General features: G+C 57.1%; 24 protein-coding genes and 1 tRNA gene. 1 reads left to right on the top strand and 24 read right to left on the bottom strand.

The annotated features are described in order from the left end of the window. Positions 1-3: 3 nt before the first annotated feature. The 14 genes from rplP to rpsL all read right to left on the bottom strand — a co-directional run bounded on the left by rplP (position 4) and on the right by rpsL (position 10,912). The gene (gene rplP / locus IV89_RS04450; RefSeq protein WP_005849828.1) at positions 4-417 is read right to left on the bottom strand and encodes a 50S ribosomal protein L16; all 414 of its coding nucleotides are present in this window, start codon (positions 415-417) and stop codon (positions 4-6) included. Between the two features lie 13 nt (positions 418-430). Continuing rightward, positions 431-1,138, bottom strand: coding sequence for a 30S ribosomal protein S3 (gene rpsC, locus IV89_RS04445; RefSeq protein ID WP_005849830.1), 708 nt, complete (start codon positions 1,136-1,138; stop codon positions 431-433). Then, positions 1,138-1,518: a 50S ribosomal protein L22 gene (rplV, locus tag IV89_RS04440; RefSeq protein ID WP_005849831.1), complete on the bottom strand. Its 381-nt coding sequence runs from the start codon at positions 1,516-1,518 to the stop codon at positions 1,138-1,140. The genes rpsC and rplV overlap by 1 nt, the downstream gene beginning before the upstream one ends. Positions 1,519-1,521: 3 nt before the next feature. Continuing rightward, complete coding sequence (gene rpsS / locus IV89_RS04435; RefSeq protein ID WP_005849833.1) at positions 1,522-1,800, bottom strand: 30S ribosomal protein S19; 279 nt, start codon at positions 1,798-1,800, stop codon at positions 1,522-1,524. Between the two features lie 3 nt (positions 1,801-1,803). Further along, complete coding sequence (rplB, locus tag IV89_RS04430; RefSeq protein ID WP_005849835.1) at positions 1,804-2,646, bottom strand: 50S ribosomal protein L2; 843 nt, start codon at positions 2,644-2,646, stop codon at positions 1,804-1,806. Between the two features lie 272 nt (positions 2,647-2,918). Further along, entirely contained in the window at positions 2,919-3,794 is an 876-nt protein-coding gene (locus tag IV89_RS04425) for a DUF1206 domain-containing protein (protein ID WP_037944872.1), read from the bottom strand. A 204-nt stretch (positions 3,795-3,998) separates the two neighbouring features. Then, positions 3,999-4,295 (bottom strand): 50S ribosomal protein L23, encoded by a 297-nt coding sequence (locus tag IV89_RS04420; RefSeq protein WP_005849839.1) that lies wholly within the window; start codon positions 4,293-4,295, stop codon positions 3,999-4,001. After that, positions 4,292-4,909: a 50S ribosomal protein L4 gene (gene rplD, locus IV89_RS04415; protein ID WP_009825301.1), complete on the bottom strand. Its 618-nt coding sequence runs from the start codon at positions 4,907-4,909 to the stop codon at positions 4,292-4,294. The genes IV89_RS04420 and rplD overlap by 4 nt, the downstream gene beginning before the upstream one ends. Then, positions 4,906-5,748, bottom strand: a complete 843-nt coding sequence (gene rplC / locus IV89_RS04410) for a 50S ribosomal protein L3 (protein ID WP_005849843.1) — start codon at positions 5,746-5,748, stop codon at positions 4,906-4,908. Before rplC ends, rplD begins: the two co-directional genes overlap by 4 nt. Positions 5,749-5,766: 18 nt before the next feature. Next, complete coding sequence (gene rpsJ / locus IV89_RS04405) at positions 5,767-6,084, bottom strand: 30S ribosomal protein S10 (protein ID WP_005849850.1); 318 nt, start codon at positions 6,082-6,084, stop codon at positions 5,767-5,769. Between the two features lie 319 nt (positions 6,085-6,403). Then, a complete protein-coding gene (gene tuf, locus IV89_RS04400; RefSeq protein ID WP_005849852.1) occupies positions 6,404-7,579 on the bottom strand; it encodes an elongation factor Tu in 1,176 nt (391 codons plus the stop codon). A gap of 104 nt (positions 7,580-7,683) precedes the next feature. Beyond that, positions 7,684-9,810, bottom strand: coding sequence for an elongation factor G (fusA, locus tag IV89_RS04395; RefSeq protein ID WP_037941636.1), 2,127 nt, complete (start codon positions 9,808-9,810; stop codon positions 7,684-7,686). A gap of 83 nt (positions 9,811-9,893) precedes the next feature. Continuing rightward, a complete protein-coding gene (rpsG, locus tag IV89_RS04390) occupies positions 9,894-10,364 on the bottom strand; it encodes a 30S ribosomal protein S7 (protein ID WP_005849857.1) in 471 nt (156 codons plus the stop codon). Positions 10,365-10,540: 176 nt separating this feature from the next. Continuing rightward, positions 10,541-10,912: a 30S ribosomal protein S12 gene (gene rpsL / locus IV89_RS04385; RefSeq protein ID WP_005849863.1), complete on the bottom strand. Its 372-nt coding sequence runs from the start codon at positions 10,910-10,912 to the stop codon at positions 10,541-10,543. A gap of 404 nt (positions 10,913-11,316) precedes the next feature. Between rpsL and IV89_RS04380 the strand changes: the two genes are divergently transcribed. Continuing rightward, positions 11,317-12,123 carry a putative rhamnosyl transferase gene (locus tag IV89_RS04380; protein ID WP_037941635.1) on the top strand — a complete coding sequence of 269 codons (807 nt, stop codon included), beginning with the start codon at positions 11,317-11,319 and terminating at the stop codon, positions 12,121-12,123. Here IV89_RS04380 and IV89_RS04375 read toward each other — a convergent pair. From IV89_RS04375 to IV89_RS04330, 10 genes are all read right to left on the bottom strand, one after another. Then, positions 12,120-12,998, bottom strand: a complete 879-nt coding sequence (locus IV89_RS04375; protein ID WP_037941634.1) for a DMT family transporter — start codon at positions 12,996-12,998, stop codon at positions 12,120-12,122. The two genes, IV89_RS04380 and IV89_RS04375, sit on opposite strands and share 4 nt — an antisense overlap. 167 nt (positions 12,999-13,165) lie before the next feature. Beyond that, positions 13,166-17,413 (bottom strand): DNA-directed RNA polymerase subunit beta', encoded by a 4,248-nt coding sequence (gene rpoC / locus IV89_RS04370; RefSeq protein WP_005849869.1) that lies wholly within the window; start codon positions 17,411-17,413, stop codon positions 13,166-13,168. Positions 17,414-17,507: 94 nt separating this feature from the next. Beyond that, the gene (gene rpoB, locus IV89_RS04365; protein WP_037941633.1) at positions 17,508-21,644 is read right to left on the bottom strand and encodes a DNA-directed RNA polymerase subunit beta; all 4,137 of its coding nucleotides are present in this window, start codon (positions 21,642-21,644) and stop codon (positions 17,508-17,510) included. A gap of 284 nt (positions 21,645-21,928) precedes the next feature. After that, positions 21,929-22,300, bottom strand: coding sequence for a 50S ribosomal protein L7/L12 (rplL, locus tag IV89_RS04360; RefSeq protein ID WP_037941631.1), 372 nt, complete (start codon positions 22,298-22,300; stop codon positions 21,929-21,931). Positions 22,301-22,375: 75 nt separating this feature from the next. Then, on the bottom strand, positions 22,376-22,891 hold the full coding sequence (gene rplJ / locus IV89_RS04355; protein WP_037941629.1) for a 50S ribosomal protein L10: 516 nt from the start codon (positions 22,889-22,891) through the stop codon (positions 22,376-22,378). Between the two features lie 399 nt (positions 22,892-23,290). Further along, the gene (gene rplA / locus IV89_RS04350) at positions 23,291-23,989 is read right to left on the bottom strand and encodes a 50S ribosomal protein L1 (RefSeq protein WP_005849875.1); all 699 of its coding nucleotides are present in this window, start codon (positions 23,987-23,989) and stop codon (positions 23,291-23,293) included. 1 nt (position 23,990) lies between these two features. After that, positions 23,991-24,416, bottom strand: coding sequence for a 50S ribosomal protein L11 (gene rplK, locus IV89_RS04345; RefSeq protein WP_005849876.1), 426 nt, complete (start codon positions 24,414-24,416; stop codon positions 23,991-23,993). Between the two features lie 159 nt (positions 24,417-24,575). After that, positions 24,576-25,109 (bottom strand): transcription termination/antitermination protein NusG, encoded by a 534-nt coding sequence (gene nusG, locus IV89_RS04340; RefSeq protein ID WP_005849878.1) that lies wholly within the window; start codon positions 25,107-25,109, stop codon positions 24,576-24,578. 205 nt (positions 25,110-25,314) lie between these two features. Next, positions 25,315-25,512: a preprotein translocase subunit SecE gene (gene secE, locus IV89_RS04335; protein WP_005849880.1), complete on the bottom strand. Its 198-nt coding sequence runs from the start codon at positions 25,510-25,512 to the stop codon at positions 25,315-25,317. A gap of 130 nt (positions 25,513-25,642) precedes the next feature. Further along, a tRNA-Trp gene (locus IV89_RS04330) sits at positions 25,643-25,718 on the bottom strand. Positions 25,719-25,735 lie beyond the last annotated feature (17 nt).

Below are 25,735 nucleotides of genomic sequence, written 5' to 3'. Positions count from 1 at the left end.
GTCTTACCAATCTTCGCGTACAACGACGCGGGTTTTGATAGGCAGCTTCATCGCGGCTAGACGCAGAGCTTCTTGTGCAACGTCCTCGGCGACACCGTCGATTTCGAACATAACACGGCCTGGCTTGACCTTGCAGACCCAACGATCCACGGAACCTTTACCTTTACCCATACGAACTTCGATGGGCTTTGCGGTGACAGGAACATCCGGGAAAATACGGATCCAGACACGGCCTTGACGCTTCATGTGACGCGTCATGGCACGACGAGCAGCTTCGATCTGACGTGCAGTTACACGCTCGGGCTCGAGAGCCTTCAGACCGTAGGTGCCAAAGTTCAGGTCAGACCCGCCCTTTGCCACACCTTTGATACGGCCTTTGTGCTGCTTGCGGAATTTAGTACGCTTTGGTTGTAGCATCTTTCATTCCCCCTTAGCGACGACCGCCGGCACCGCGTGGTGCTGGGCCGTCTTGCATTTCTTGTGCCTTGCGGTCACGCGCAGCCGGGTCATGTTCCATGATCTCGCCTTTGAAGATCCAGGTTTTGATCCCGATGATGCCGTAAGCGGTCGACGCTTCAACATGCGCGTAATCGATGTCGGCACGCAGAGTGTGGAGCGGCACGCGGCCTTCACGGTACCATTCGGTACGCGCGATTTCTGCACCACCCAGACGACCAGCAACGTTCACACGGATACCCAGGGCACCCATACGCATGGCGTTCTGTACCGCACGCTTCATGGCGCGACGGAAAGAGACCCGGCGTTCCAGCTGCTGTGCGATGGATTCACCAACAAGGGCTGCGTCCAGCTCTGGCTTGCGCACTTCAACGATGTTGAGGTGCAGGTCAGATTTGGTGATCTTGGCGATTTTCTGACGCAGACCTTCGATGTCTGCACCTTTCTTGCCGATGATCACACCGGGGCGCGCTGTGTGGATCGTGACGCGGCACTTCTTGTGTGGGCGTTCGATGATCACACGGGCGATACCGGCCTGTGCACATTCTTTCTTGATGAAGTCACGGATGGCGAGGTCTTCGAGCAGAAGATCACCATAGTCCTTCGTATCGGCGTACCAGCGGCTGTCCCAGGTGCGGTTGACCTGAAGACGCATACCGATCGGATTTACTTTGTTACCCATCAGGCTTGCTCCTCAACTTGACGCACGACAATCGTGATTTCCGAAAACGGCTTGATGATCTTGCCGAAACGGCCACGCGCACGTGGACGACCACGCTTCATGATCAGGTTCTTGCCGACATATGCTTCGGCAACGACCAGTTCATCCACGTCAAGGTTGTGGTTGTTTTCACCGTTCGCGATGGCGGACTGAAGGCATTTCTTCACGTCCTGTGCGATCCGCTTTTTCGAGAAGGTCAGGTCCGTCAGGGCCTTGTCTACCTTCTTGCCACGGATCATCGCGGCGACGAGGTTCAGTTTCTGCGGGCTTGTGCGAAGCATGCGCAGTTTTGCACGGGCTTCGTTGTCAGCCACGCGGCGGGGATTTTTATCCTTGCTCATGGCTTATTTCCGCTTCGCTTTTTTGTCAGCTGCGTGACCATAATAGGTGCGAGTTGGCGAATACTCACCAAACTTCTGACCGATCATTTCTTCGCTGACGTTTACTGGGATATGCTTGTGACCGTTGTACACGCCGAACGTCAGGCCAACAAACTGTGGCAGGATCGTGGAACGGCGCGACCAGATTTTGATCACTTCGCTGCGACCGCTTTCGCGGGAGGCTTCGGCCTTCTTGAGGACATAAGAGTCAACAAAAGGACCTTTCCATACTGAACGAGACATCTATTAACGCCCCTTCTTCTTGGCGTGGCGCGAGCGTAGGATAAGCTTGCTGGACGCTTTGTTCTTGTTGCGGGTTTTTGCACCCTTTGTGGGCTTGCCCCAAGGCGTAACAGGGTGACGACCACCCGATGTACGGCCTTCACCACCACCGTGAGGGTGGTCGATCGGGTTCATAACAACACCACGTACCGAAGGGCGGATACCCTTGTGACGCATGCGGCCCGCTTTACCGTAGTTCTGGTTGGAGTTGTCAGGGTTGGACACGGCACCAACGGTGGCCATGCATTCCTGACGCACCAGACGCAGTTCGCCCGAGGACAAACGGATCTGAGCGTATCCACCATCACGGCCTACGAACTGTGCGTAGGTACCGGCGGCGCGTGCGATCTGGCCGCCTTTGCCTGGCTTCATTTCGATGTTGTGAACGATTGTACCGATTGGCATGCCCGAAAATGGCATAGCGTTCCCAGGCTTGATGTCGGCCTTGGCCGAGGAAATCACCTTGTCGCCAACAGCGATACGCTGTGGGGCCAGGATGTAAGCCTGTTCGCCGTCTTCGTACTGGATCAGTGCGATGAATGCGGTCCGGTTAGGGTCATATTCGATGCGAGCGACAACCGCGGACATGTCCAGCTTGTTGCGCTTGAAATCGACGATACGGTAAAGGCGCTTTGCCCCACCGCCTGTGCGACGCATTGTGATCCGTCCGGTGTTGTTCCGACCGCCAGATTTGGTCAAACCCTGTGTAAGGGATTTGACCGGGCGGCCTTTCCAAAGCTCCGAACGGTCGATCAGTACCAGCCCACGCTGGCCTGGCGTCGTCGGTTTGTACGACTTGAGTGCCATGTTCTCTGTCTTCCGTTTTGCTTGTCCCCGGCCCCGTCGTGATGGTGCCGAGATGGTTGTAGGGCCCCGAAGGTCCCCAATTTGAAATGCCAGACAAAGAACCCCTTTGCCCAACCTCGCGCGTGGCTAGAACTCACCTATGCGCAAAACGACACAGCCCCGGACGAATCCGGGGCACTGCCGATGGGGTCGTTTAGGGGAGGATCAGCCGAGGGTCAAGGGAGCGTTCGGGAATAGTCTCGAAAACCCGACGTAGGCCTACGCGGCGCCCGTCAGGACGCCATTGCCTTGACCTTGCGCGCGACGCTTTCAACCGACGGGTCGGCAGCCTTCGGCACAATACGGTAGACCGCATTCACAAAGCAGAACAGCGAAAACATCAGCAATCCGGCACAGAGCAGCCCAACCAGCACGCGCCCGTAGGCCTGCTGGTGCAACCACTCAAACGCCGCATCAATGCCGCCTGCACTCGACGCATTGGCACTTATCGCGGCATAGGCGATCAACCCACCGATGATCAGGACCACGACGCCCTGCGCAGCCACGCCGACACGCAATAGCGGGTTCCAATGCAGGGTAAAGTGGTTCGCTTCCAAATGCTCGCGATACGACTGCGACGCGGCCTTGTAGAAATAGTAGAACCCCGTGCCCATCGTCGCCAGACCGATCCCGCCCACGACCCACACGCCCGCTGTCGTTTGCAAAAACTGGTTCAGCAGCTCCTTGCTGCTAGAGCCAGACGACGCCACCCCCAGCACCGTCACAGCCAGTGCACCGATGGCGCCGTGGATCAGGCCGGTGACCAGCATCCCGAACCGCGCAACGATGCCCTTGGCCCCGCGGCCATATGCCTCAAGGTCCCAAAAGCTATCAACCGCGCGCCAGATCGCATAGGCGAACATGCCCGTGGCGATCGCGAAGATCACTGCAAACCCCGTCGCGCCGTCTAATGACTGCAGCGTCGACTTGGTGCCCTCGGCCTGACCACCAGATACAACGGACCAGAGCGACAGCCCGGCCACGGCAAGGTAAACCAATCCGCGCCCGGCATACCCCGTCCGCATGATCGGCACGGCCCAGGCAAAATCGTCGGGGTCATTATGAGACAGTATCTCTGATCGGGTGGACTGGACGGAGTTGGTCGACATAGTGGCACTATCCCTTCGGGCAAAGCCGGCCACCATTCAGCGGGGCCATTCCTTTGACGTGATGTGCAAGGTCAACGCGCCGTAGGTCGGCAGGTTCCCGCGCGACATGCGCAGCGGGTATCATCCAGGCACCACCGCCCTCAAAACGGAAAAGGCCCCCCGCCTTGCAGCGAGGGGCCCTTTAACTTTTACGTCCAGGCTGACTTACAGACCGGTGGATACGTCGATGGAGTTACCTTCTTCGAGCGTAACGTAAGCCTTTTTCACGTCTTTCCGGCGACCCATCTGGCCGCGGAAACGCTTTGCCTTGCCTTTGGTGATGGTCGTGTTCACGGCCTTCACCTTGACACCAAAGAGAGCTTCAACAGCTTCTTTGATCATTGGCTTGTTGCTGTCGATCGCAACTTCGAAAACGACTGCATTGTGCTCGGAAGCCATTGTCGCTTTTTCAGTGATGATCGGCTTGCGGATCACATCGTAATGTTCGTGCTTGGCGCTCATTTCAAACGGGCCTCCAGTGCTTCGATCCCCGCTTTGGTGATCACGAGAGTGTCACGCTTGAGGATGTCATAGACGTTTGCACCCATCGTCGGCAGGATATCCAGACCTTCGATGTTGCGCGCGGCTTGCAAGAAGTTCTCATTTACCGAGGCACCGTCGATGATCAACGCGCGTTTCCAGCCCAGGTTCTTAACCTGTTTGGCCAAAGCAGCTGTTTTCCCATCGGATGTGGCATCGTCGATGATGACCAGGTTGCCGGTTTTTGCCTTGGAAGACAAAGCGTGGCGCAGACCCAGTTTGCGGAACTTCTTGGTCAGGTCGTGGCCGTGGCTACGAGGGGTTGGCCCCTTGTAGATACCACCCGAACGGAAGATCGGTGCAGAACGTGCGCCGTGGCGTGCGCCGCCGGTGCCTTTCTGACGATAGATCTTCTTGGTCGAATAGCTGACCTCGGACCGTGTCTTGACCTTGTGCGTACCCTGCTGCGCGTTGTTACGCTGCCAGCGGACAACACGGTGCAGAATGTCGGCGCGTGGCTCAAGACCGAACAGGGCCTCGTCCAAGTCTACCGAACCGGCTGCGCCGCCGTCGAGTTTGATGACATCAAGTTTCATTCGTCACCTTCCTTCTTGTCCGACTCAATGGATGCTTCGGCTTCGGCAAGTGCGGCAGCTTCGGTCGCTGCTTGCTCTTCTGCCAAGCGTGCTGCTTCTGCTTCGGCCTCTGCAGCGGCTGCTGCGGCGGCTTCTTCAGCGGCTTTCGCGGCTTCGTCAGCGGCGGATTTCAAAGCGGCAGGCAGGATCGCGTCTGCTGGGAACGGCTTTTTCACCGCGTCCTTAACAGTCACCCAACCACCTTTGGAGCCTGGTACGGCGCCTTTGACCATGATCAGACCGCGTGCGCTGTCAGTTTTGACAACTTCGAGGTTCTGCGTGGTAACACGGGCAGCACCCATGTGACCGGCCATTTTCTTGCCTTTGAAAACCTTGCCTGGATCCTGACACTGACCTGTCGAACCATGCGAACGGTGAGAGATCGAAACACCGTGTGTCGCACGCAGACCGCCAAAGTTGTGGCGTTTCATCGCACCGGCAAAACCTTTACCGATGGAGGTGCCTGCAACGTCAACATACTGACCAGCAAAGTAGTGATCGGCGATGATTTCTTCGCCAACATTCAACATGGCTTCGGGGTCCACACGGAACTCCGCAACCTTACGCTTGGGTTCAACCTTTGCCGCAGCAAAGTGACCACGCATGGCCTGCGACGTCCGCTTGGCCTTGGCTGTACCTGCACCAAGCTGAACAGCTGTGTAGCCGTCCTTCTCGGGGGTACGCTGAGCCACAACCTGCAGTTTGTCGAGCTGAAGAACGGTCACAGGGATCTGCTTGCCGTCTTCCATGAACAAACGGGTCATGCCCATCTTTTTTGCAATAACGCCTGAGCGCAACATATTATTACCCTCCTACGCTTATGACTGCAGCTTGATCTCGACGTCCACACCAGCGGCCAGGTCGAGCTTCATCAGCGCGTCCACGGTCTGGGGGGTCGGATCAACGATATCCAGCAGACGCTTGTGCGTGCGGATTTCGAACTGGTCACGGGATTTCTTGTCAACGTGTGGGCCACGCAGAACTGTGAATTTTTCGATCTTGTTCGGAAGCGGGATTGGGCCGCGAACAGATGCACCGGTACGCTTGGCGGTGTTAACGATTTCCTGTGTGGACGCATCCAGCACGCGGTAATCGAACGCCTTCAAACGGATGCGGATATTTTGGCTTTGTGCCATATGTCATCATCCCTCATTGGGAGTAGAAACGAAGAGGAAGAGACGCCTCATCACGGCCCTTCATTGCGTTTTGTCGTAAATCAAACGGGGCGCGTAAAAACGCACCCCGCTGAGACTTGCGCTCTATAGGTCGAGTCGCGCCATGTGGCAAGGGGGGAAACCGAGGTTTCGCTCGAATCCGCCCAGTACGACCGGAATCAGCGGTCAATGCGGTAGTGTCACAGCCAGCACCGCCCGCCCCCAAGCCACGAAAAAGGCCGCCCCGATTGGGAGCGGCCTTCGTCTTGTTGCCGGTGCGCGGGGTGACCCGCGGGTTGGCTTACTCAGTGATTTTGGAAACCACGCCCGCGCCAACGGTACGACCGCCTTCGCGGATCGCGAAGCGCAGACCGTCTTCCATCGCGATGGGGGCGATCAGCTCCACGTCGAACTGCAGGTTGTCGCCAGGCATAACCATTTCAGTGCCTTCTGGCAGCTGAACGGTACCGGTGACGTCTGTGGTCCGGAAGTAGAACTGTGGACGGTAGTTCGCGAAGAACGGCGTGTGACGGCCACCCTCTTCCTTGGTGAGGATATAGGCTTCGGCTGTGAACTTGGTGTGCGGCTTGACCGAACCTGGCTTACACAGAACCTGACCACGCTCAACGCCTTCACGGTCGATACCGCGCAGCAGGGCGCCGATGTTGTCGCCAGCTTCCCCACGGTCCAGCAGTTTGCGGAACATTTCAACGCCGGTACATGTGGTTTTCTTGGTGTCGCGGATGCCAACGATTTCGATTTCGTCGCCAACGTTGATCACGCCACGCTCAACACGGCCGGTCACAACTGTACCACGACCGGAGATCGAGAAGACGTCTTCCACAGGCATCAGGAACGGCTGGTCAACAGCGCGCTCTGGTGTCGGGATGTAGTTGTCGACTTCTTCCATCAGCTTGCGGATGGAGTTCTCGCCGATGTTCTCGTCACGGCCTTCCATCGCCGCCAGAGCGGAACCTGGGATCACAGGGATGTCGTCGCCTGGGTAGTCGTAGGAAGACAGCAGTTCGCGGATTTCCATTTCAACCAGTTCCAGCAGCTCTTCATCGTCCACCTGGTCTACTTTGTTCATGTAGACAACCATGGCGGGAATGCCGACCTGACGGCCCAGCAGGATGTGCTCGCGGGTCTGTGGCATGGGGCCATCAGCTGCGTTCACAACCAGGATCGCGCCGTCCATCTGCGCCGCACCGGTGATCATGTTTTTCACATAGTCAGCGTGGCCTGGGCAGTCGACGTGGGCGTAGTGACGGCCTTCGGTCTCATACTCAACGTGTGCGGTCGAGATGGTGATGCCGCGTGCTTTTTCTTCGGGCGCGCCGTCAATCTGGTCATAGGCGCGGAAGTCGCCGAAGTACTTGGTGATCGCCGCGGTCAACGTGGTTTTGCCGTGGTCAACGTGACCAATGGTACCGATGTTAACGTGTGGTTTATTACGTTCAAACTTTGCCTTAGCCATGGTGGCCTCCTTGGTTTTCAAATTGGGCGGTGGGTTGAACACCCACCCTACGGTTTGGGTAGGGCGGGGTTATCCCCGCCGTCCCAGTTATTGCAACGCGCCAGTTACGCGAATTTCGCTTGGATCTCGTCAGAGATGTTCTGCGGAACAGGTTCGTAGTGCGAGAACTGCATGGTGAAGTTCGCACGACCCGACGACATCGAACGCAGCGTGTTGATGTAGCCGAACATGTTGGCCAGCGGCACCTGTGCGTCGATCGCGATTGCGTTCCCGCGTGTGTCCTGACCCTGAACCTGACCGCGACGCGATGTCAGATCGCCGATGATCCCGCCTGTGTAGTCCTCAGGAGTGATAACTTCGACTTTCATGATCGGTTCGAGCAGTTTCGCACCAGCTTTACGCATGCCTTCGCGCATACCCATACGGGCCGCGATTTCAAACGCCAGAACGCTGGAGTCAACGTCGTGGAATTTACCGTCGATCAGAGCAACCTTGAAGTCGATGACCGGGAAGCCTGCCAAAGGACCGGAGTCCATGACCGAGTTGATCCCTTTTTCGACGCCCGGGATGTATTCTTTCGGAACGGCACCACCAACGATGCGGCTTTCGAAGGAATAGCCTTCGCCTGGCTCGGTTGGCATCAGGATCATCTTCACCTCAGCGAACTGACCGGAACCACCGGACTGTTTCTTGTGGGTGTAGGTGATTTCTGCTTCGCGCGAGATGGTCTCGCGGTAGGCAACCTGAGGCGCACCGATGTTCGCTTCAACTTTGAATTCACGACGCAGACGGTCCACCAGAATGTCGAGGTGAAGTTCGCCCATGCCCTTCATGATGGTCTGACCGGATTCCAGATCCGTTTCAACGCGGAAGGAGGGATCTTCTGCAGCCAGACGCGCCAGACCGGTGGACATCTTCTCTTGGTCAGCCTTGGTTTTAGGCTCAACCGCGATTTCGATAACCGGATCTGGGAAGGTCATTGTTTCAAGAACAACAGGGTCGTTGACGGCGCAAAGCGTGTCACCGGTTGTTGTGTCTTTCAGACCTGCCAGCGCGATGATGTCGCCCGCGAACGCTTCTTGAATCTCTTCACGATCGTTGGAGTGCATCATCATCATACGACCGACGCGCTCTTTCTTACCTTTGGTGGAGTTCAAGAGCGTGTCGCCCTTGTTCAGCACACCGGAGTAGATGCGGGTAAAGGTCAGCGAGCCAACAAAGGGGTCGTTCATGATTTTGAACGCCAGACCGGAGAAGGCCATGTCGTCATCCGCACGGCGTGGGATGTTACGTGTCTCTGTCTCGTCGCCTGGTTTGAAGCCCATGTAGTCAACAACGTCCATCGGGGATGGCAGATAGTCGATAACAGCGTTCAACAGAGGCTGAACACCTTTGTTTTTGAACGCGGAGCCGCAGAGTACGGGGATGAACTTGATCGCCAGTGTCCCTTTACGGATCAGACCGCGCAGGGTGTCGACGTCAGGCTCTGCGCCGTCCATCAGGTAGTTTTCCATGGCTTCGTCATCCATCTCGACCGCAGTCTCGATCAGATGCGCGCGCCATTCGTCGGCCAGGTCTTTCAACTCGGCACGGATTTCGCGTTGTTCCCAGCTCGCGCCAAGATCTTCACCGGCCCAGACCCATTCTTTCATGGTGACCAGATCGATCATGCCTTCCAGCTCGGTTTCGGCACCGATCGGAATTTGGATCGGCGCAGGTGTCGCACCGGTACGGTCTTTGATCATCTTCACGCAGTTGAAGAAGTCAGCGCCGATTTTGTCCATTTTGTTGACGAAAACGATGCGCGGAACCTTGTAGCGGTCCGCTTGGCGCCAAACGGTTTCGGTCTGGGGCTCAACACCGGCGTTGGCGTCAAGAACAGCAACGGCGCCGTCAAGAACGGCCAGCGAACGTTCAACTTCGATGGTGAAGTCAACGTGGCCGGGGGTGTCGATGATGTTCATCCGGTACTTGGTGTCGGATGTCGCGTCGGCTGTTGGCTCTTCCTGGCGCTGCCAGAAAGTTGTCGTCGCAGCGGAGGTAATTGTAATACCGCGTTCCTGCTCCTGCTCCATCCAGTCCATCGTGGCGGCACCGTCGTGCACTTCGCCGATGTTGTGGGACTTACCAGTGTAAAACAGGATCCGTTCGGAGCAGGTTGTTTTGCCTGCGTCGATGTGGGCCATGATGCCGAAATTGCGGTAGCGTGAGAGCGGATAGTCGCGTGCCATTGGGCTGCTTCCTCGAATATATCTGAAACGGATAAATCGCGCCCCGGGGTGGGACGCGACGGGAACGGCTTATGCCGCCCGAATTACCAGCGGTAGTGGCTGAACGCTTTGTTCGCGTCGGCCATCTTGTGGGTGTCTTCGCGCTTCTTAACAGCAGTACCGCGCGATTGAACAGCGTCCAGAAGCTCACCGGCAAGGCGCTCTTCCATGGTGTTCTCGTTGCGGGCGCGGGACGCTTTGATCAACCAGCGGATCGCCAGTGCTTCGCGACGCTCGGGGCGCACTTCGACAGGAACCTGATAGGTGGCACCACCAACGCGGCGCGAACGCACTTCGACGGACGGCTTGATGTTGTCCAGCGCTTCGTGGAAGACTTCGATGGGCGCGCGTTTGATTTTGTCTTCAACACGGTTCATCGCGTTGTAAACGATACGCTCCGCAACCGACTTCTTACCGTCGATCATCAGGTTGTTCATGAATTTGGTGAGAACCAGATCACCGTACTTGGCGTCTGGCAGTACTTCGCGTTTTTCAGCGGCGTGACGACGTGACATTTAAAGCTCCTAATTGTCAGTTGCCGAGGCAGGTTTGGTCCAGTGCGTCTGGTGCATATTGCACCCCGATCGTCCGGCGCTCAGTCTTACTCGGCTCACTCCCTTACGGGAAAACATGGCGGGCGGCGGGATCCGGCATCGTGTATCTGCGATGCGCGCCCCCAAACCGACCCAAATTACTTTGGCTTCTTTGCACCATATTTGGAGCGACGCTGCTTACGGTCTTTAACGCCTTGCGTATCGAGAACACCGCGCAGGATGTGGTAGCGCACACCGGGAAGGTCTTTTACACGGCCGCCGCGGATCAGAACAACGGAGTGTTCTTGCAGGTTGTGCGATTCACCCGGGATGTAGCTGATGACTTCGAAACCGTTGGTCAGGCGCACTTTGGCAACCTTACGCATGGCCGAGTTCGGCTTCTTAGGTGTGGTAGTGTAAACACGTGTACAAACGCCGCGCTTTTGCGGGCATTCTTGCAGGTGCATGGATTTCGAACGTTTGATTTTAGGCTGGCGCGGTTTGCGGATCAGCTGTTGGATCGTTGGCATTCCGGTTTTATCCCCGTTTAGCTCACATAAGTGGTGCAGCGGGGCGGACCCCAGTGCGGTTTCAAATTCGGTCACTTCGCACGTCCACGAAGCCTATCTTTCGCCCTACACCACTGGCGCAAAGCAAAATCACCGCAGCGTTCCCGTACCGAGGAAAACGAAGCGGTGGGGTAACAGAGGATCGAGTCAGCAGTAGACCGGATCGTGACCACAGTAGATATGATGTCGGCAAAGCAGGGCGACCCCCGCATCCGAGATAAGGGGCGTATAGGCAGAGTCGTCCACGCTGTCAACAGCCCCCGCCCCCAAGCCGCCCATGGCACGCCAAACGGGTATTCCGCCTTGCAAGATACCCCGGCTACCGCGCATATTTATGCCACATTATTCGGACAGGGCGGATCACGATGCAGGTACTTGGGCTATGCCGCTTTTCCTATCCGGCGCTTGGCGGGTTTCAGGTCGGGCATGAAACCACCGCTGATCGTATCGCCTACCTTTATGATCCCGCGCGGCTTGAGGAAAGGTTCCGCCTGTTCGAAACCGTCGCCCTGCCCTGCCTGAGGGCGCAAACAGACCCCGATTTCGAAATGATCGTGCTGGTCGGCGATCGCTTTCCCCCTGTCCATCTGGAACGGCTCACGGCCCTGCTCGCCCCCCTGCCCCAAGCGCGGATTGTGGTAGAGCCGCCGCGCCCTCACCGCGAGGTGATGAAAGAGATTCTGAACAAGGCCCGTCACGCGCGCTCTGAACCCTGTGTGCAATTCCGCTTTGATGACGACGACGCGATTGCGGTCGATTTCGTGGCCAAGCTGCGTAAAGCTGTTGATGACGCCGCCCCGCTCCTGGTCCAGCACAAATCCGTCGCGCTTGACTGGAACAAGGGCTACGTGGCCGAGTTCGGCGCGGATGGTATCGCGGCGACCCCGTCGTTCCGGCCGTTCTACACCGCGGCCTTGGCAATGTTCGTGAACGCGGGGTGTCCGCTTACGATCATGAACTTTGCCCATGACAAGCTGCCCCGCTTCATGCCTGCGCTGAGCTTTCCCGACCCTGCAATGTATGTCCGCGGCCACAATGGATTTAACGATTCACGCCAAAAGAATGCACGGGCGGTCGACCTATCCCCCCTCAGCCCCGAGGAAGAGATCCTGTTCAAGGACCGCTTTGCCATCGACATCGACACTGTGCGCCGCGTCTTTGCCAAAGGTTAAAGCGGCGGCAACGGGCGGGTGGTGATGCGTTCGCGGTAGAGCGTGAACAGCCCCGTCGCAGCGACGATAGATGCCCCAGCGAGCGTTGACGGCACCGGCCAGTCGCCGAACACCAACCATCCGAGAATAAGCGCCCAGATCAGCCCCGTATAGCGGAACGGCGCGATGAACGATACGTCGCCCACCCGCATCGTCTGCACGCTGAAATAATACCCCATCAGCACAAAGACCGCGGCCGCCGTAATGGCGATCCAATGCGCGGAAGAGACCGGAGCCCACGGCGTGGTGAACTGCGCGAAGGTCGAAAACCCCGTCACGGCCAGCACAGCGGCGAAGGTCACGGTCATCGACGGCACCTCTTTCGACAGGCGGCGGGTGCTGAGGTCGCGCACGGTGACAAAGAACACCGCGATCAGCGCGTAGATCGACCAGATGTTGAATCCGTCCGTGCCCGGTTTGACGATCAGCATCACGCCGAAGAACCCCACAAGGATCGCAGAGAAGCGCCGCCAGCCGACCTTTTCGCGATAGACCAGCGCCGCGCCCAAAGTCACCGTCAGCGGCAGGGATTGCAGAATGGCGCTGAGGTTCGCCAAGGGCATATTGAACAAGGCGGTCACGAAGAAAAAGCTCGCCCCGACTTCGGCACCAGACCGGATTGCGACCAGTTTCCAATCGCGCCGGCTAAGACGCAGGTGCATCGGGCCGAGCCGCCCCCATAGCATCACGATCAACGAGATAGAGATCACACCGCGCAAGAACAGCAGCTGGAACAAGGGCACCGCCCCGCCGGTCGTCTTGGTCATCGTGTCGTTCAACACAAAGGCCGCCATGGAGCCCATCATGAAAAGTGCTCCGGCAAGGTTTGGCGACATCGGGTGGCTTTCCGTTTGTTAGGTTGGCTTATCATTGGCGCAAGCCGCAGTGGAAAACCAGCCCACCTGCGCAAATTTTCGACGCTATTTCATCCCCCCGCCCTACAACGAAAAACCCCCGCCGATCTCTCGGCGGGGGCTCTGTTCGTCAGCTATCAAGCCTAGGCTTAGCTGCGGCTTTCGTCGTCGCTGGGAACGTTGTCGAAGACATCGCCACCAACAACATCGTCGGCTGTAGGCTCGGGCGCGGCCAGACGTGCTGCGGCTTCGGCTTCTTCGCGACGGGCCTCGATGACCACGTTGTCACGATCTGTCGCAACCTTGCGCATCTGCTGCGTCGCACCACCGGTACCGGCTGGGATCAGACGGCCCACGATGACGTTCTCTTTCAGGCCAACCAGCTTGTCGCGCTTACCCTGAACCGATGCTTCGGTCAGAACACGTGTGGTTTCCTGGAAGGACGCCGCCGAGATGAAGCTGCGGGTTTGCAGCGACGCCTTGGTGATCCCCAGCAGGATCGGTTCACCCTGCGCAGGACGCCCGCCTTTGGACAGCGCTTTGGCACAGGCCTGGTCGAACTCTTGCTTGTCGACGTGTTCGCCTTTCAACAGGGTGGTATCACCGCTGTCCTGGACTTCCCACTTCTGCAACATCTGACGCACGATCACTTCGATATGCTTATCGTTGATCTTAACGCCCTGCAGACGATAAACATCCTGCACTTCGTCGATCATGTAGTCAGCCAGCGCTTCGACACCCATAATCGCGAGGATGTCATGCGGCGCAGGGTTGCCGTCCATGATGTAGTCGCCCTTCTGGACAAAGTCACCTTCCGCAACGGGAATGTGCTTACCCTTAGGTACCATGTATTCGACCTTGTGATCCGGATCCTCGGACGACTCGATCGAGATACGACGCTTGTTTTTGTAGTCCTTGCCGTAGCGGACGTACCCGTCGATCTCGGCGATGATCGCGTGGTCTTTGGGGCGACGTGCCTCGAAGAGTTCCGCAACACGTGGCAGACCACCGGTAATATCCTTGGTCTTGGCACCTTCACGCGGGATACGCGCGACGATGTCACCGGCCTTGATTTCAGTCTGGTCCTCAACGGACAGAATGGCATCAACGGACATTGGGTAGGTCACCGGGTTGCCCGCATCGTTGCGGACCGGCTCGCCATCGGCATCCACCAGAATGATTTCAGGCTTCAGCTCATTGCCTTTGGGTGCTGCACGCCAGTCGATCACGATCTTCTGTGTCATACCGGTTGCATCATCGGTTTCATCCTTGACCGCGATCCCCGACGTCAGGTCGACGAACTTGGTCATACCGGATTTCTCCGCGATGATCGGCAGCGTGTAGGGGTCCCATTCGAACAGCTTGTCGCCGCGCAGGATCGACTGACCCTCCTTGACGAACAGCTTGGTCCCGTAGCCAACCTTGTGGCTGGCACGCTCGTCGCCGTTATCATCGACGATGGCAAGCTTCATGTTCCGGCCCATTACCATGATCTCGCCTGCGGCGTTCTCAAGGGTTTGAGCGTTCTCGAACACAACCTTACCGGACTGCGATGCCTCGAGGAAGGACTGCTGGCCACCCTGCGCAACACCACCAATGTGGAATGTACGCATGGTCAGCTGCGTGCCGGGTTCACCGATCGACTGAGCAGCGATAATGCCGACAGCTTCACCTTGGTTCACCAGCGTACCGCGTGCAAGGTCACGACCATAGCACATGGCGCAGACGCCCTCTTCGGCCTCACAGGTCAGCGGGCTGCGGATCCGTGCGGATTGAACAGCCGCTTCATCGATGATGTCAGCCAGACGTTCGTCGATCACAGTCTGCGCAGGTACCAACACTTCGTCGGTCCCGGGGCGCAGGATGTCATCGGCCGCAACGCGACCCAACAGACGTTCCGCCAGCGAAGAGACGACCTCACCATCATTCACAGCCGCTTCGGCCGTAATCGCGGTTTCGGTGCCACAGTCATGCATACGAACGATACAATCCTGTGCCACGTCCACCAGACGACGGGTCAGGTAACCCGAGTTCGCTGTTTTCAAAGCGGTATCCGACAGACCCTTACGGGCACCGTGGGTGGAGTTAAAGTACTCCAGAACGGTCAGACCTTCTTTAAAGTTCGAGATAATCGGAGTCTCGATGATGTCGCCGTTCGGCTTTGCCATCAGACCGCGCATCCCGCCCAGCTGTTTCATCTGTGTGACCGAGCCACGCGCACCGGAGTGCGCCATCATGTAGACCGAATTCGGCTCCATCACCGCGCCGTCATCGTTGCGACGTTCGGCCGAAATGGCCCCCATCATCGCGTCGGTGACCTTGTCGTTACACTTGGACCAGGCGTCGACGACTTTGTTGTACTTTTCACCCTGAGTGATCAGGCCGTCCATGTACTGCTGTTCAAAGTCTTTAACCTGCTCGCGCGTTTCGTCCACCAAGGTCCACTTGGTTTCCGGGATCAGCATGTCGTCCTTGCCGAAGGAAATGCCGGCACGGAAAGCTTCACGGAAGCCCATGGTCATGATCTGGTCACAGAAGATAACGGATTCTTTCTGACCACAGTAGCGGTAGACCGTATCGATGACCTGCTGCACTTCTTTCTTACGCAGCAGACGGTTCACCAGATCGAACGGCGCTTTGGCGTTCAGCGGCAGCAGCGCGCCAAGGCGGATACGGCCCGGCGTGGTGTCGTAACGCTTCATCACCTCGTTGCCTTCGGCATCGATCTGTTTGATCCGCGCCTTGATCTTGGAGTGCAGGTGGATCGCACCGGCACCAAGCGCGTGCTCGACTTCCTCGACAGAGCCGAACACCATGCCTTCGCCCGGCATGCCTTCGCGTTCCAGGGTCGTGTAGTACAGACCCAAGATCATATCCTGCGACGGAACAATGATCGGCGCGCCGTTTGCAGGCGACAGAACGTTGTTCGTCGACATCATCAGGACGCGTGCTTCCAGCTGTGCTTCCAGCGAAAGCGGCACGTGCACAGCCATTTGGTCGCCGTCAAAGTCAGCGTTAAAGGCGGAACAGACCAGCGGGTGAAGCTGGATCGCTTTACCTTCGATCAGAACCGGCTCGAACGCCTGAATGCCCAAACGGTGCAAGGTAGGCGCACGGTTCAGCATGACAGGGTGTTCGCGGATCACTTCGTCGAGGATGTCCCACACTTCGGGACGCTCTTTTTCAACCAACTTCTTGGCTTGCTTCACAGTGGAAGACAGACCTTTGGCTTCAAGACGCGAGTAGATAAACGGCTTGAACAGCTCGAGCGCCATCTTCTTGGGCAGACCGCATTGGTGCAACTTCAATTCGGGGCCAGTCACAATGACCGAACGACCGGAGAAGTCGACGCGCTTACCCAAAAGGTTCTGACGGAAGCGACCTTGCTTACCTTTCAGCATGTCGGACAGCGACTTCAGCGGGCGCTTGTTGGCACCAGTGATGACGCGGCCGCGACGGCCGTTGTCGAACAAGGCATCGACGGATTCCTGCAACATCCGCTTTTCGTTGCGGACGATGATGTCAGGCGCGCGCAGTTCGATCAGACGCTTCAAGCGGTTGTTCCGGTTGATCACGCGGCGATACAGGTCGTTCAGATCCGACGTCGCGAAACGGCCACCGTCCAGCGGCACCAGCGGGCGCAGCTCTGGCGGGATCACCGGAATGACGGTCATGATCATCCACTCGGGCCGGTTGCCAGACTCGAGGAAGGATTCAACGACTTTCAGACGCTTGATGATCTTCTTGGGCTTCAGTTCGCCGGTCGCCTCTTTCAGATCGGCACGCAGCTGGTCCGCTTCGGCTTCCAGATCGATGGCGGCCAGCATTTCGCGGATCGCTTCGGCACCGATATTGGCGGTGAACGCGTCCATGCCATAGGCATCCTGCGCGTCCATATACTCTTCCTCGGTCATCATCTGACCATAGGTGAGATCCGTCAGACCGGGTTCGATCACAACGTAGTTTTCAAAGTAAAGAACACGTTCCAGATCGCGCAGGGTCATGTCCAGCATCAGGCCGATGCGCGACGGCAGCGACTTGAGGAACCAGATGTGCGCAACAGGCGACGCCAGCTCGATGTGGCCCATACGCTCGCGACGGACCTTTTGCAGCGTGACTTCAACACCACATTTCTCGCAGACAACGCCGCGATACTTCATGCGCTTATATTTACCGCACAGGCATTCGTAGTCTTTGATCGGGCCAAAGATACGCGCGCAGAACAGGCCGTCACGCTCTGGCTTGAACGTCCGGTAGTTGATGGTTTCTGGTTTCTTGATTTCACCGAACGACCACGACAGGATCCGCTCTGGCGATGCCAGAGAGACCTTGATTTCGTCGAACGTCTTCATCGGCGCGACGGGGTTGAACGGGTTGTTTGTCAGTTCCTGGTTCATCTTAAATCCTTAGATAAGTCTCGAAAGCGGAGGGAGAAAGGTGTTTCCTGCTTCAGGAAACGGTCCGGGGTTTATGAAAACCCCGGCGCGTGCCTCACTCGTCTTCCTCCGCATCCAGGAGTTCCATGTTCAGGCCAAGACCGCGTACCTCTTTCACAAGTACATTGAACGATTCCGGAATACCGGCTTCGAAGTTGTCTTCGCCTTTGACGATGCTTTCATAGACCTTGGTCCGTCCGGCCACGTCATCCGATTTCACAGTCAGCATCTCCTGCAGGGTGTATGCAGCGCCGTAAGCTTCCAGAGCCCAGACCTCCATCTCACCGAAGCGCTGACCACCGAACTGCGCTTTACCGCCCAATGGCTGCTGGGTGACCAGCGAGTATGGACCAGTTGAACGCGCGTGAATTTTATCGTCCACAAGGTGGTGCAGTTTCAGCAGGTATTTGACGCCGACGGTCACCGGACGTGCAAACTGCTCGCCCGTGCGGCCGTCAAACAGGACCGACTGACCGGAGCTGTCGAAACCGGCCCGTGTCAGGCTGTCGTTCACATCCGCTTCTTTGGCACCATCGAATACCGGCGTGGCGATTGGGACACCGCGCGCGACGTTCTTGGCTGCGTCCAGCAATGTTTCCTCGTCCATACCCGAGATGCCTTCTTCGTAGACATCGTCGCCATAGGCGTGGTGCATTGCTTCGCGCACAGGTGTCAGATCACCGGAGCGTTTGTATTCCTGCAGCGCCTCGTCGATGTTGATGCCCAGGCCACGTGCGGCCCAACCCATGTGGGTTTCAAGGATCTGACCGACGTTCATACGCGACGGAACACCCAGCGGGTTCAAACAGAAGTCGACCGGCGTACCATCCGCGAGGAACGGCATGTCTTCCATAGGTACAACCTTGGAAATAACGCCTTTGTTGCCGTGACGACCGGCCATCTTATCGCCCGGTTGCAGCTTGCGCTTCACCGCAACGAAAACTTTGACCATCTTCATCACGCCCGGGGGCAGATCGTCACCACGACGGACTTTTTCGACTTTGTCCTCGAAACGTGCATCCAAGGTCCGTTTCTGGATCTCGTACTGCTCGTTCAGGGCTTCGACGATCTTGGCATCATCTTCGTCGGCCAAAGCCAACTGCCACCACTGACCGCGCGACAAGGATGCCAGCAGGTCTTCGGTGATCTCAGAGTTTGCCTTGACGCCTTTCGGGCCTTTGACAGCCGTCTTGCCGATGATCATCGACTGCAGACGCGCGTAGATGTTGCGGTCAAGAATGCCAAGTTCGTCGTCCCGGTCACGGGCCAGACGTTCGACTTCTTCACGTTCGATCTGCAGCGCACGTTCGTCTTTTTCAACGCCGTGACGGTTGAACACGCGGACTTCAACAACGGTACCGAAATCACCGGGCTTCACACGCAGCGATGTATCGCGCACGTCCGAGGCTTTTTCACCGAAGATGGCGCGCAGCAGTTTTTCCTCTGGCGTCATCGGGCTTTCGCCCTTGGGTGTGATCTTGCCGACGAGAATGTCACCGGGTTCAACATCCGCACCGATGTACACGATGCCCGCCTCGTCGAGGTTGCGCAGCGCTTCTTCACCGACGTTCGGAATATCGCGTGTGATTTCCTCTGGCCCCAGCTTTGTGTCACGGGCGGCGACTTCGAATTCCTCGATGTGGATCGAGGTAAACACGTCGTCACGCGATACACGTTCAGAGATCAGGATGGAGTCTTCGTAGTTGTAGCCGTTCCAAGGCATGAACGCGACGACCACGTTCTTACCAAGCGCCAGTTCACCCATGTCGGTCGATGGACCGTCCGCGATAACCTGACCCTTTTGAACCGTCTCGCCCACTTTCACCAGCGGACGCTGGTTGATGCAGGTGTTCTGGTTCGAACGCTGGAACTTGCGCATGCGGTAGATGTCTACGCCCGCGTCGCCCAGTTCAAGGTCTTCGGTGGCGCGGATAACGATACGGCTGGCGTCGACTTGGTCGATGATACCACCGCGTTTCGCCATATAGGCAGCACCGGAATCCCGTGCGACGACTTCTTCGATACCTGTCCCCACCAGTGGTGCTTCGGCTTGAAGCAAAGGCACCGCCTGACGTTGCATGTTCGAGCCCATCAAGGCCCTGTTCGCATCGTCATTTTCAAGGAACGGGATCAAGGACGCAGCGACCGAGACCAACTGTTTCGGCGAAACGTCGATCAGATCGACATTCTCGGAAGGCGACAGCGTGTAGTCACCGGATTTCCGTGTCGACACCAGATCGTTGACGAACTTCATGTTCTCATCAAGGTTCGCGTTCGCCTGCGCCACGGTGTGACGCATTTCTTCGGTCGCGGACATGTACTGCACGTCATCGGAAACAACACCGTTCGTTACTTTACGGTAGGGTGTTTCGATAAAGCCGTATTTGTTGACGCGGGCGAATGTTGCCAAAGAGTTGATCAGACCAATGTTCGGACCTTCGGGCGTTTCAATCGGACACATACGACCGTAGTGGGTCGCGTGAACGTCACGCACCTCAAAGCCGGCACGTTCGCGTGTCAGACCACCTGGCCCAAGCGCGGACAGACGACGCTTGTGCGTCACCTCGGACAGCGGGTTGGTTTGGTCCATGAACTGCGACAGCTGGCTGGAGCCGAAGAATTCACGTACCGCAGCAGCCGCTGGTTTCGCGTTGATCAGGTCTTGTGGCATGACAGTGTCGATCTCGACCGAGGACATACGTTCCTTGATCGCGCGCTCCATCCGGAGCAGGCCGACGCGGTACTGGTTTTCCATCAGTTCGCCAACGGAGCGTACACGACGGTTCCCAAGGTGGTCGATGTCGTCGATGTCGCCACGGCCGTCACGCAGATCAACCAGCGCCTTGATACAGGCGACGATGTCGTCACGGTCCAGCGTGCGCTGCGTGTCTTCTTTGTCGAGCGCAAGACGCATGTTCATCTTCACGCGGCCAACCGCCGAAAGGTCATAGCGGTCCGCATCAAAGAACAGCGTGTCGAACAGGTTCGACGCGGCTTCGACTGTGGGCGGCTCGCCCGGGCGCATCACACGGTAGATGTCCATGAGCGCGGTGTCGCGGTTCATGTTCTTATCCGCCGCCATGGTGTTACGCATGTAGGGGCCGACGTTGATGTTGTCGATGTCGAGAAGTGGGATCTCGGTGATGCCCGCGTCGATCAGCTCTTTCGCTGTACCGCCGATGAGCGTGCCGTCTTTATCGTGCTCGAGCGTCAGCTCGTCGCCCGCTTCGACATAGATCGCGCCGGTTTCTTCGTTGATGATGTCACGCGCGGCGAATTTGCCAACGATGTGACCGAAGGGCAGCAGCAGTTCTGTCACTTTGCCTTCGTCGATCAACTGCTTAACGGCACGAGGTGTAACCTTCTTGCCCTTCTCGAACAGGATCTCGCCTGTTGCGGCGTCAACCAGATCATACGATGGACGTGTGCCCCGCACACGGTCAGGGAAGAAAGGTGCAACCCAGCCTTCGCCGTCTTTCAGCGTATAGTTCACGGTGTTGTAATACGCGTTCATGATCGCTTCTTGGTCAAGGCCAAGCGCGTAGAGCAGCGTTGTTACAGGCAGCTTACGACGACGGTCGATGCGCGCGAACACGATGTCTTTGGCGTCGAATTCGAAGTCGAGCCACGACCCGCGGTATGGGATGATGCGGCAAGCAAACAGCAGCTTACCCGAAGAGTGGGTTTTGCCTTTGTCGTGGTCAAAGAAAACGCCGGGCGAACGGTGCATCTGGGATACGATAACACGCTCTGTACCGTTGACAACAAAGGTACCGTTTGGCGTCATCAGGGGCATGTCGCCCATGAACACGTCTTGTTCTTTGATGTCTTTCACCGATTTCGCACCGGTGTCTTCATCCACATCAAATACGATGAGGCGCAGCGTCACCTTCAAAGGCGCGCTGTAGGTCATGTCGCGTTGCTGACATTCCTCGACATCGTATTTGGGTTTTTCGAGCTCGTACTTGACGTATTCAAGCACCGACGTCTCGTTGAAGTCCTTGATCGGGAAAACCGATTGGAACACGCCTTGGATGCCGTCACCGTCTGTCGGTGTTTCCGCATCGCCGGAGCGCAGGAACAAATCATAAGAGGATTTCTGAACCTCGATCAGGTTCGGCATCTCCAGCACTTCGCGGATTTTGCCATAGTATTTACGTAGACGTTTCTGGCCAAGGAAGGTTTGCGCCATGTGTCTGTCACCTTTCGTATCTCTTGCCGAGCTCGCCATCACCGGGGCCGTGATGCGCGCCCATAAGAGCGGTAAATCCTGATCAATTCTTGAGGCACGTCCCACCGTACCTCTTCCGACCACTAGGACCTATCCAGAGAAGTATTTCGCGCGAAATACTTTTCAAAACAGATCAGGCTGGACAGGGAATTCCCCGTCCAGCCTTAATTTTTATGGGCTTGCCCAAAGCTTTACAAACTTCGGTCTGCTTTCATCAAGCAAAAACAGCACCCAGATCTAATGGCTTAGGCCAGTTCGATCTCTGCGCCAGCTGCTTCCAGCTTGGCTTTGATGTCTTCGGCTTCGGCTTTGTCGATGCCTTCTTTGATCTTGCCGCCAGCTTCAACCAGATCTTTGGCTTCTTTCAGGCCCAGACCGGTGATGCCGCGAACTTCTTTGATCACGTTGATTTTGGATGCGCCGGCGTTCTTCAGAACGACGTCGAATTCAGTTTTCTCTTCAGCAGCCGCGCCTGCATCGGCAGGGCCAGTCATCATCACTGCGCCGCCAGCTGCGGGCTCGATGCCATACTCGTCTTTGAGGATGGTTTTCAGTTCTTGTGCTTCCAGCAGTGTCAGACCAACGATGTCTTCTGCCAGTTTTTTCAGATCAGCCATGTTTAGCTCTTTCCGTTAACGATATGTGTGTTCCAACGCGAGTGTTCAACCCTGCGCCAGCTTGACGATATTGCTTTACGCAGCCGCCTTGTCCTCGATGGTGGACAAGATGGAAGCGATGTTGCTTGCAGGTGCGCCAATGGCCCCGGCGATGTTGGAAGCAGGTGCGCCCAGCATACCCGCGATGGTGGAGATAAGCTCCTCCCGCGAAGGCATCTTGGACACGGCTTCAACACCGGCGACATCCAGTGCGTTCTCACCCATTGCGCCGCCGAGAATGACAAACTTTTGATTCTCTTTAGCGAATTCCTGAGCGACCTTGGCAGCTGCCACGGGGTCTTCGGAATAGGTCAGAACGGTCATACCCGTCAGGAGATCTGCAATGCTTTCGCATGGCTTTCCGTCTAGGGCAATTTTGGCGAGCCTGTTTTTGGCAACACGCACGGCCCCGCCCGCAGCGCGAGCGCGCGCACGAAGGTCCTGCATATCAGCAACTGTCAGGCCGACGTAGTGGCTTACCACAACGACGCCAGAGCTTTCGAAGATTTGGCCGAGCTCTTCGACCAACTGTTCTTTCTGGGCTCTATCCACAGTTTCACTCCAAATCTGGGGGTTACCCCCCGGCTCAATTAAGTCCGCTTACGCGAACAGTCTTGGTCCATTTTACGGGAATAAGCCAAAATAGCCCCACGCTTACGCGAACGGTAATTCTTGCATCTCCCATCTCAGAAAGGAATTAAGGCTTGCGCCACCCTTCGTCTCGGACAGAAGACTCACCATGCGATGCATAGTGAATCGAGGGCTTCTTAGGGAATGCAGCGCGGAATGCCAAGGGGAAACTCGACTTTCTTGCGCCGAGTTTAGGCTAATCTGTTTCAAACGCCGTCAGACCGGGTTTATCCGGCCGGTTTGCGCATAAAAAAATCCCCGCATCGGATGACCAATGCGGGGACCTGATAGCAAGCGCAGGACTGCGCCTATCGCTGAACCTTACTCGGTTACAGCGTTGTCGACTTCTACAGTCACACCTGGCCCCATTGTGGAGCTCAGCGCGATCTTTTTCATGTAGGCACCCTTGGAGCCGGTAGGCTTGGCTTTGGACACAGCGCCAACAAAGGCACGTACGTTTTCAACCAGCTTGGCTTCGTCAAAGGACAGTTTGCCGATGCCAGCATGCACAACGCCGCCTTTTTCAGCTTTGAACTGAACCTGACCGCCTTTAGCAGCTTCAACAGCTTCTTTGATGTCCATTGTAACTGTGCCGACTTTTGGGTTTGGCATCAGGTTACGTGGGCCGAGAACCTTACCAAGACGACCAACGATGGGCATCATGTCAGGTGTCGCGATGCAGCGATCAAAGTCGATCTTGCCGCCTTGGACAGCTTCCATCAGGTCTTCGGCGCCAACGATGTCGGCACCTGCTGCTTGTGCTTCGTCAGCCTTGGGGCCACGGGCGAATACAGCAACGCGAACGGATTTGCCGGTGCCGTTTGGCAGGCCGACAACGCCGCGAACCATTTGGTCGGCGTGACGGGGGTCAACACCTAGGTTCATCGCGATTTCGATGGTTTCGTCAAATTTCGCGGTTGCGTTGGCTTTGATCAGGGCGACTGCTTCTTCAACGGTCAGATCTTCTTTGCCTACGAATGCTTCGCGTGCGGCGCGGGTGCGTTTTCCGAGTTTTGCCATCTTACTTAACCTCGATGCCCATGGAGCGGGCAGAGCCCAGAATGATTTTCATCGCGGATTCAACATCCACAGCGCTCAGATCGGCCATTTTGGCTTCTGCGATTTCGCGCAGTTGCTTGGTGGTCACGGTGCCGACGGTCTCGCGGCTTGGTGTTTTCGCGCCGGAGTTAACCTTGGCAGCTTTCTTCAGGTAGTAGGACGCAGGAGGCGTCTTGATGTCCATGGTGAAGGACTTGTCCTGATAGTAGCTGATCACGGTCGGGCAAGGGGCACCTGGCTCCATGTCCGCTGTCTTGGCGTTGAACGCCTTACAGAATTCCATGATGTTGATCCCGCGCTGACCCAATGCGGGGCCGACGGGTGGGGATGGGTTCGCTTGACCCGCTTTAACTTGCAACTTCATCGTACCGACGAGTTTCTTGGCCATTGGCCTTCTCCTTTTAATGTCGGTGAACTTTCGTTCACCCTATACAACCACATCGCGATGTGGCCGCTTGCTAGCGTGGTGCGGTTGGGCGGCGCGCCGCTATCCCCTCCCACAAACGAACGGTGTTGCCACCGTATGGCGGGTCGCCCCGCCGATCGCTCAGACCTGTTTATTGACCTGAGTGAATTCCAATTCGACCGGTGTTTCCCGGCCAAAGATCGACACAGACACCTTGAGGCGCTGGTTCTCGTCGTCGACTTCTTCGATCATACCGTCGAAGTCTTCGAACGGGCCGTCCGCCACTTTGACCTTCTCACCCACTTCGAAGTGGATCAGCGTGCGTGGTGCTTCTTCGCCCTCTTGGACGCGGCCCAGGATCGCGGTGACCTCGGCGTCACGCATCGGCATCGGACGGCCCTGCGGACCCAGGAAACCGGTGACGCGGTTGATCGAGTTGATCAGGTGATACCCGCGATCAGACATCTCCATATGAACCAGGACATAGCCGGGCATAAAGCGACGCTCTGTCGTGACTTTCTTGCCGCGCCGGACCTCGATCACCTCTTCGGTGGGGACCAGCACTTCGTCGATTTGGTCCTCAAGCTCTTGCTCGGCGACCGTGGTGCGGATTTGCTCGGCAATCTTCTTTTCGAAGTTCGACAAAACACTGACCGAATACCATCTTTTCGCCATCTGAACTTGGTCCCTGTCTTGTGATGCAGCAACGGCCACATCTAATTCTCGTAAAAACCAGCCTGTCGCAACATGCCGGCGGTGAACAAAAAATCGGCGCGCAACACGAATCGCCGCACGCCCCTCTTGATCAGGTCTGCGGGATAGCCCGCAATCGCACATGTTTCAAGAGGGCCACGGCGTTTTAAGGTGCCGCGCCCCTGGATCAGCCGAAGGCGGCCAGGATGTACTGCAATCCGCCACGAATGAGGATATCGACAATCGCAAAGAACACCGCTGTCAACGCGGCAAGGATGAACACCATAACCGTGGTGAGCATGACCTCGCGACGGGTGGGCCAGACGACCTTGGATACTTCGGAACGCACTTGCTGGATGAACTGAAGCGGGTTGACTGTGGCCATGTCGGTTTTCCTGTATACGAACGATTGTGGGGATGTATCTGTCAAAAGCGCTGAATTCAAGGCTTCATATCAAGCTCGCCTACTGGCGAAGCTGGTACACCAAAGTGCGCGTTCTCACATGTGTTGAGATTGGCAGGGGCTGAGGGACTCGAACCCACGACCCTCGGTTTTGGAGACCGATGCTCTACCAACTGAGCTAAACCCCTATGCCGAGTGGTGAGGT

The organism is Sulfitobacter sp. CB2047, from assembly GCF_000735125.2.
Taxonomy (GTDB): domain Bacteria; phylum Pseudomonadota; class Alphaproteobacteria; order Rhodobacterales; family Rhodobacteraceae; genus Sulfitobacter; species Sulfitobacter pontiacus.
The sequence above is the reverse complement of the archived record's forward strand: the minus strand, read 5'-3'. Positions and strand labels throughout refer to the sequence as shown.

What these genes read in the sequence shown, in the direction of transcription:
- rpsG (WP_005849857.1), bottom strand. Translation starts at nt 10,364, where the DNA reads ATGTCACGTCGTCACGCCGCTGAAAAACGCGAAGTACTGCCAGACGCC.
- IV89_RS04380 (WP_037941635.1), top strand. Translation starts at nt 11,317, where the DNA reads ATGCAGGTACTTGGGCTATGCCGCTTTTCCTATCCGGCGCTTGGCGGG.
- tuf (WP_005849852.1), bottom strand. Translation starts at nt 7,579, where the DNA reads ATGGCTAAGGCAAAGTTTGAACGTAATAAACCACACGTTAACATCGGT.
- rplB (WP_005849835.1), bottom strand. Translation starts at nt 2,646, where the DNA reads ATGGCACTCAAGTCGTACAAACCGACGACGCCAGGCCAGCGTGGGCTG.
- IV89_RS04425 (WP_037944872.1), bottom strand. Translation starts at nt 3,794, where the DNA reads ATGTCGACCAACTCCGTCCAGTCCACCCGATCAGAGATACTGTCTCAT.
- rpoC (WP_005849869.1), bottom strand. Translation starts at nt 17,413, where the DNA reads ATGAACCAGGAACTGACAAACAACCCGTTCAACCCCGTCGCGCCGATG.
- rpsS (WP_005849833.1), bottom strand. Translation starts at nt 1,800, where the DNA reads ATGTCTCGTTCAGTATGGAAAGGTCCTTTTGTTGACTCTTATGTCCTC.
- nusG (WP_005849878.1), bottom strand. Translation starts at nt 25,109, where the DNA reads ATGGCGAAAAGATGGTATTCGGTCAGTGTTTTGTCGAACTTCGAAAAG.
- rpsJ (WP_005849850.1), bottom strand. Translation starts at nt 6,084, where the DNA reads ATGGCACAAAGCCAAAATATCCGCATCCGTTTGAAGGCGTTCGATTAC.
- rplD (WP_009825301.1), bottom strand. Translation starts at nt 4,909, where the DNA reads ATGAAACTTGATGTCATCAAACTCGACGGCGGCGCAGCCGGTTCGGTA.
- rplL (WP_037941631.1), bottom strand. Translation starts at nt 22,300, where the DNA reads ATGGCTGATCTGAAAAAACTGGCAGAAGACATCGTTGGTCTGACACTG.
- IV89_RS04420 (WP_005849839.1), bottom strand. Translation starts at nt 4,295, where the DNA reads ATGAGCGCCAAGCACGAACATTACGATGTGATCCGCAAGCCGATCATC.
- rplP (WP_005849828.1), bottom strand. Translation starts at nt 417, where the DNA reads ATGCTACAACCAAAGCGTACTAAATTCCGCAAGCAGCACAAAGGCCGT.
- rplA (WP_005849875.1), bottom strand. Translation starts at nt 23,989, where the DNA reads ATGGCAAAACTCGGAAAACGCACCCGCGCCGCACGCGAAGCATTCGTA.
- rplK (WP_005849876.1), bottom strand. Translation starts at nt 24,416, where the DNA reads ATGGCCAAGAAACTCGTCGGTACGATGAAGTTGCAAGTTAAAGCGGGT.
- fusA (WP_037941636.1), bottom strand. Translation starts at nt 9,810, where the DNA reads ATGGCACGCGACTATCCGCTCTCACGCTACCGCAATTTCGGCATCATG.
- IV89_RS04375 (WP_037941634.1), bottom strand. Translation starts at nt 12,998, where the DNA reads ATGTCGCCAAACCTTGCCGGAGCACTTTTCATGATGGGCTCCATGGCG.
- rplV (WP_005849831.1), bottom strand. Translation starts at nt 1,518, where the DNA reads ATGAGCAAGGATAAAAATCCCCGCCGCGTGGCTGACAACGAAGCCCGT.
- rplC (WP_005849843.1), bottom strand. Translation starts at nt 5,748, where the DNA reads ATGTTGCGCTCAGGCGTTATTGCAAAAAAGATGGGCATGACCCGTTTG.
- rpsL (WP_005849863.1), bottom strand. Translation starts at nt 10,912, where the DNA reads ATGCCAACGATCCAACAGCTGATCCGCAAACCGCGCCAGCCTAAAATC.
- rpoB (WP_037941633.1), bottom strand. Translation starts at nt 21,644, where the DNA reads ATGGCGCAAACCTTCCTTGGCCAGAAACGTCTACGTAAATACTATGGC.
- rpsC (WP_005849830.1), bottom strand. Translation starts at nt 1,138, where the DNA reads ATGGGTAACAAAGTAAATCCGATCGGTATGCGTCTTCAGGTCAACCGC.
- secE (WP_005849880.1), bottom strand. Translation starts at nt 25,512, where the DNA reads ATGGCCACAGTCAACCCGCTTCAGTTCATCCAGCAAGTGCGTTCCGAA.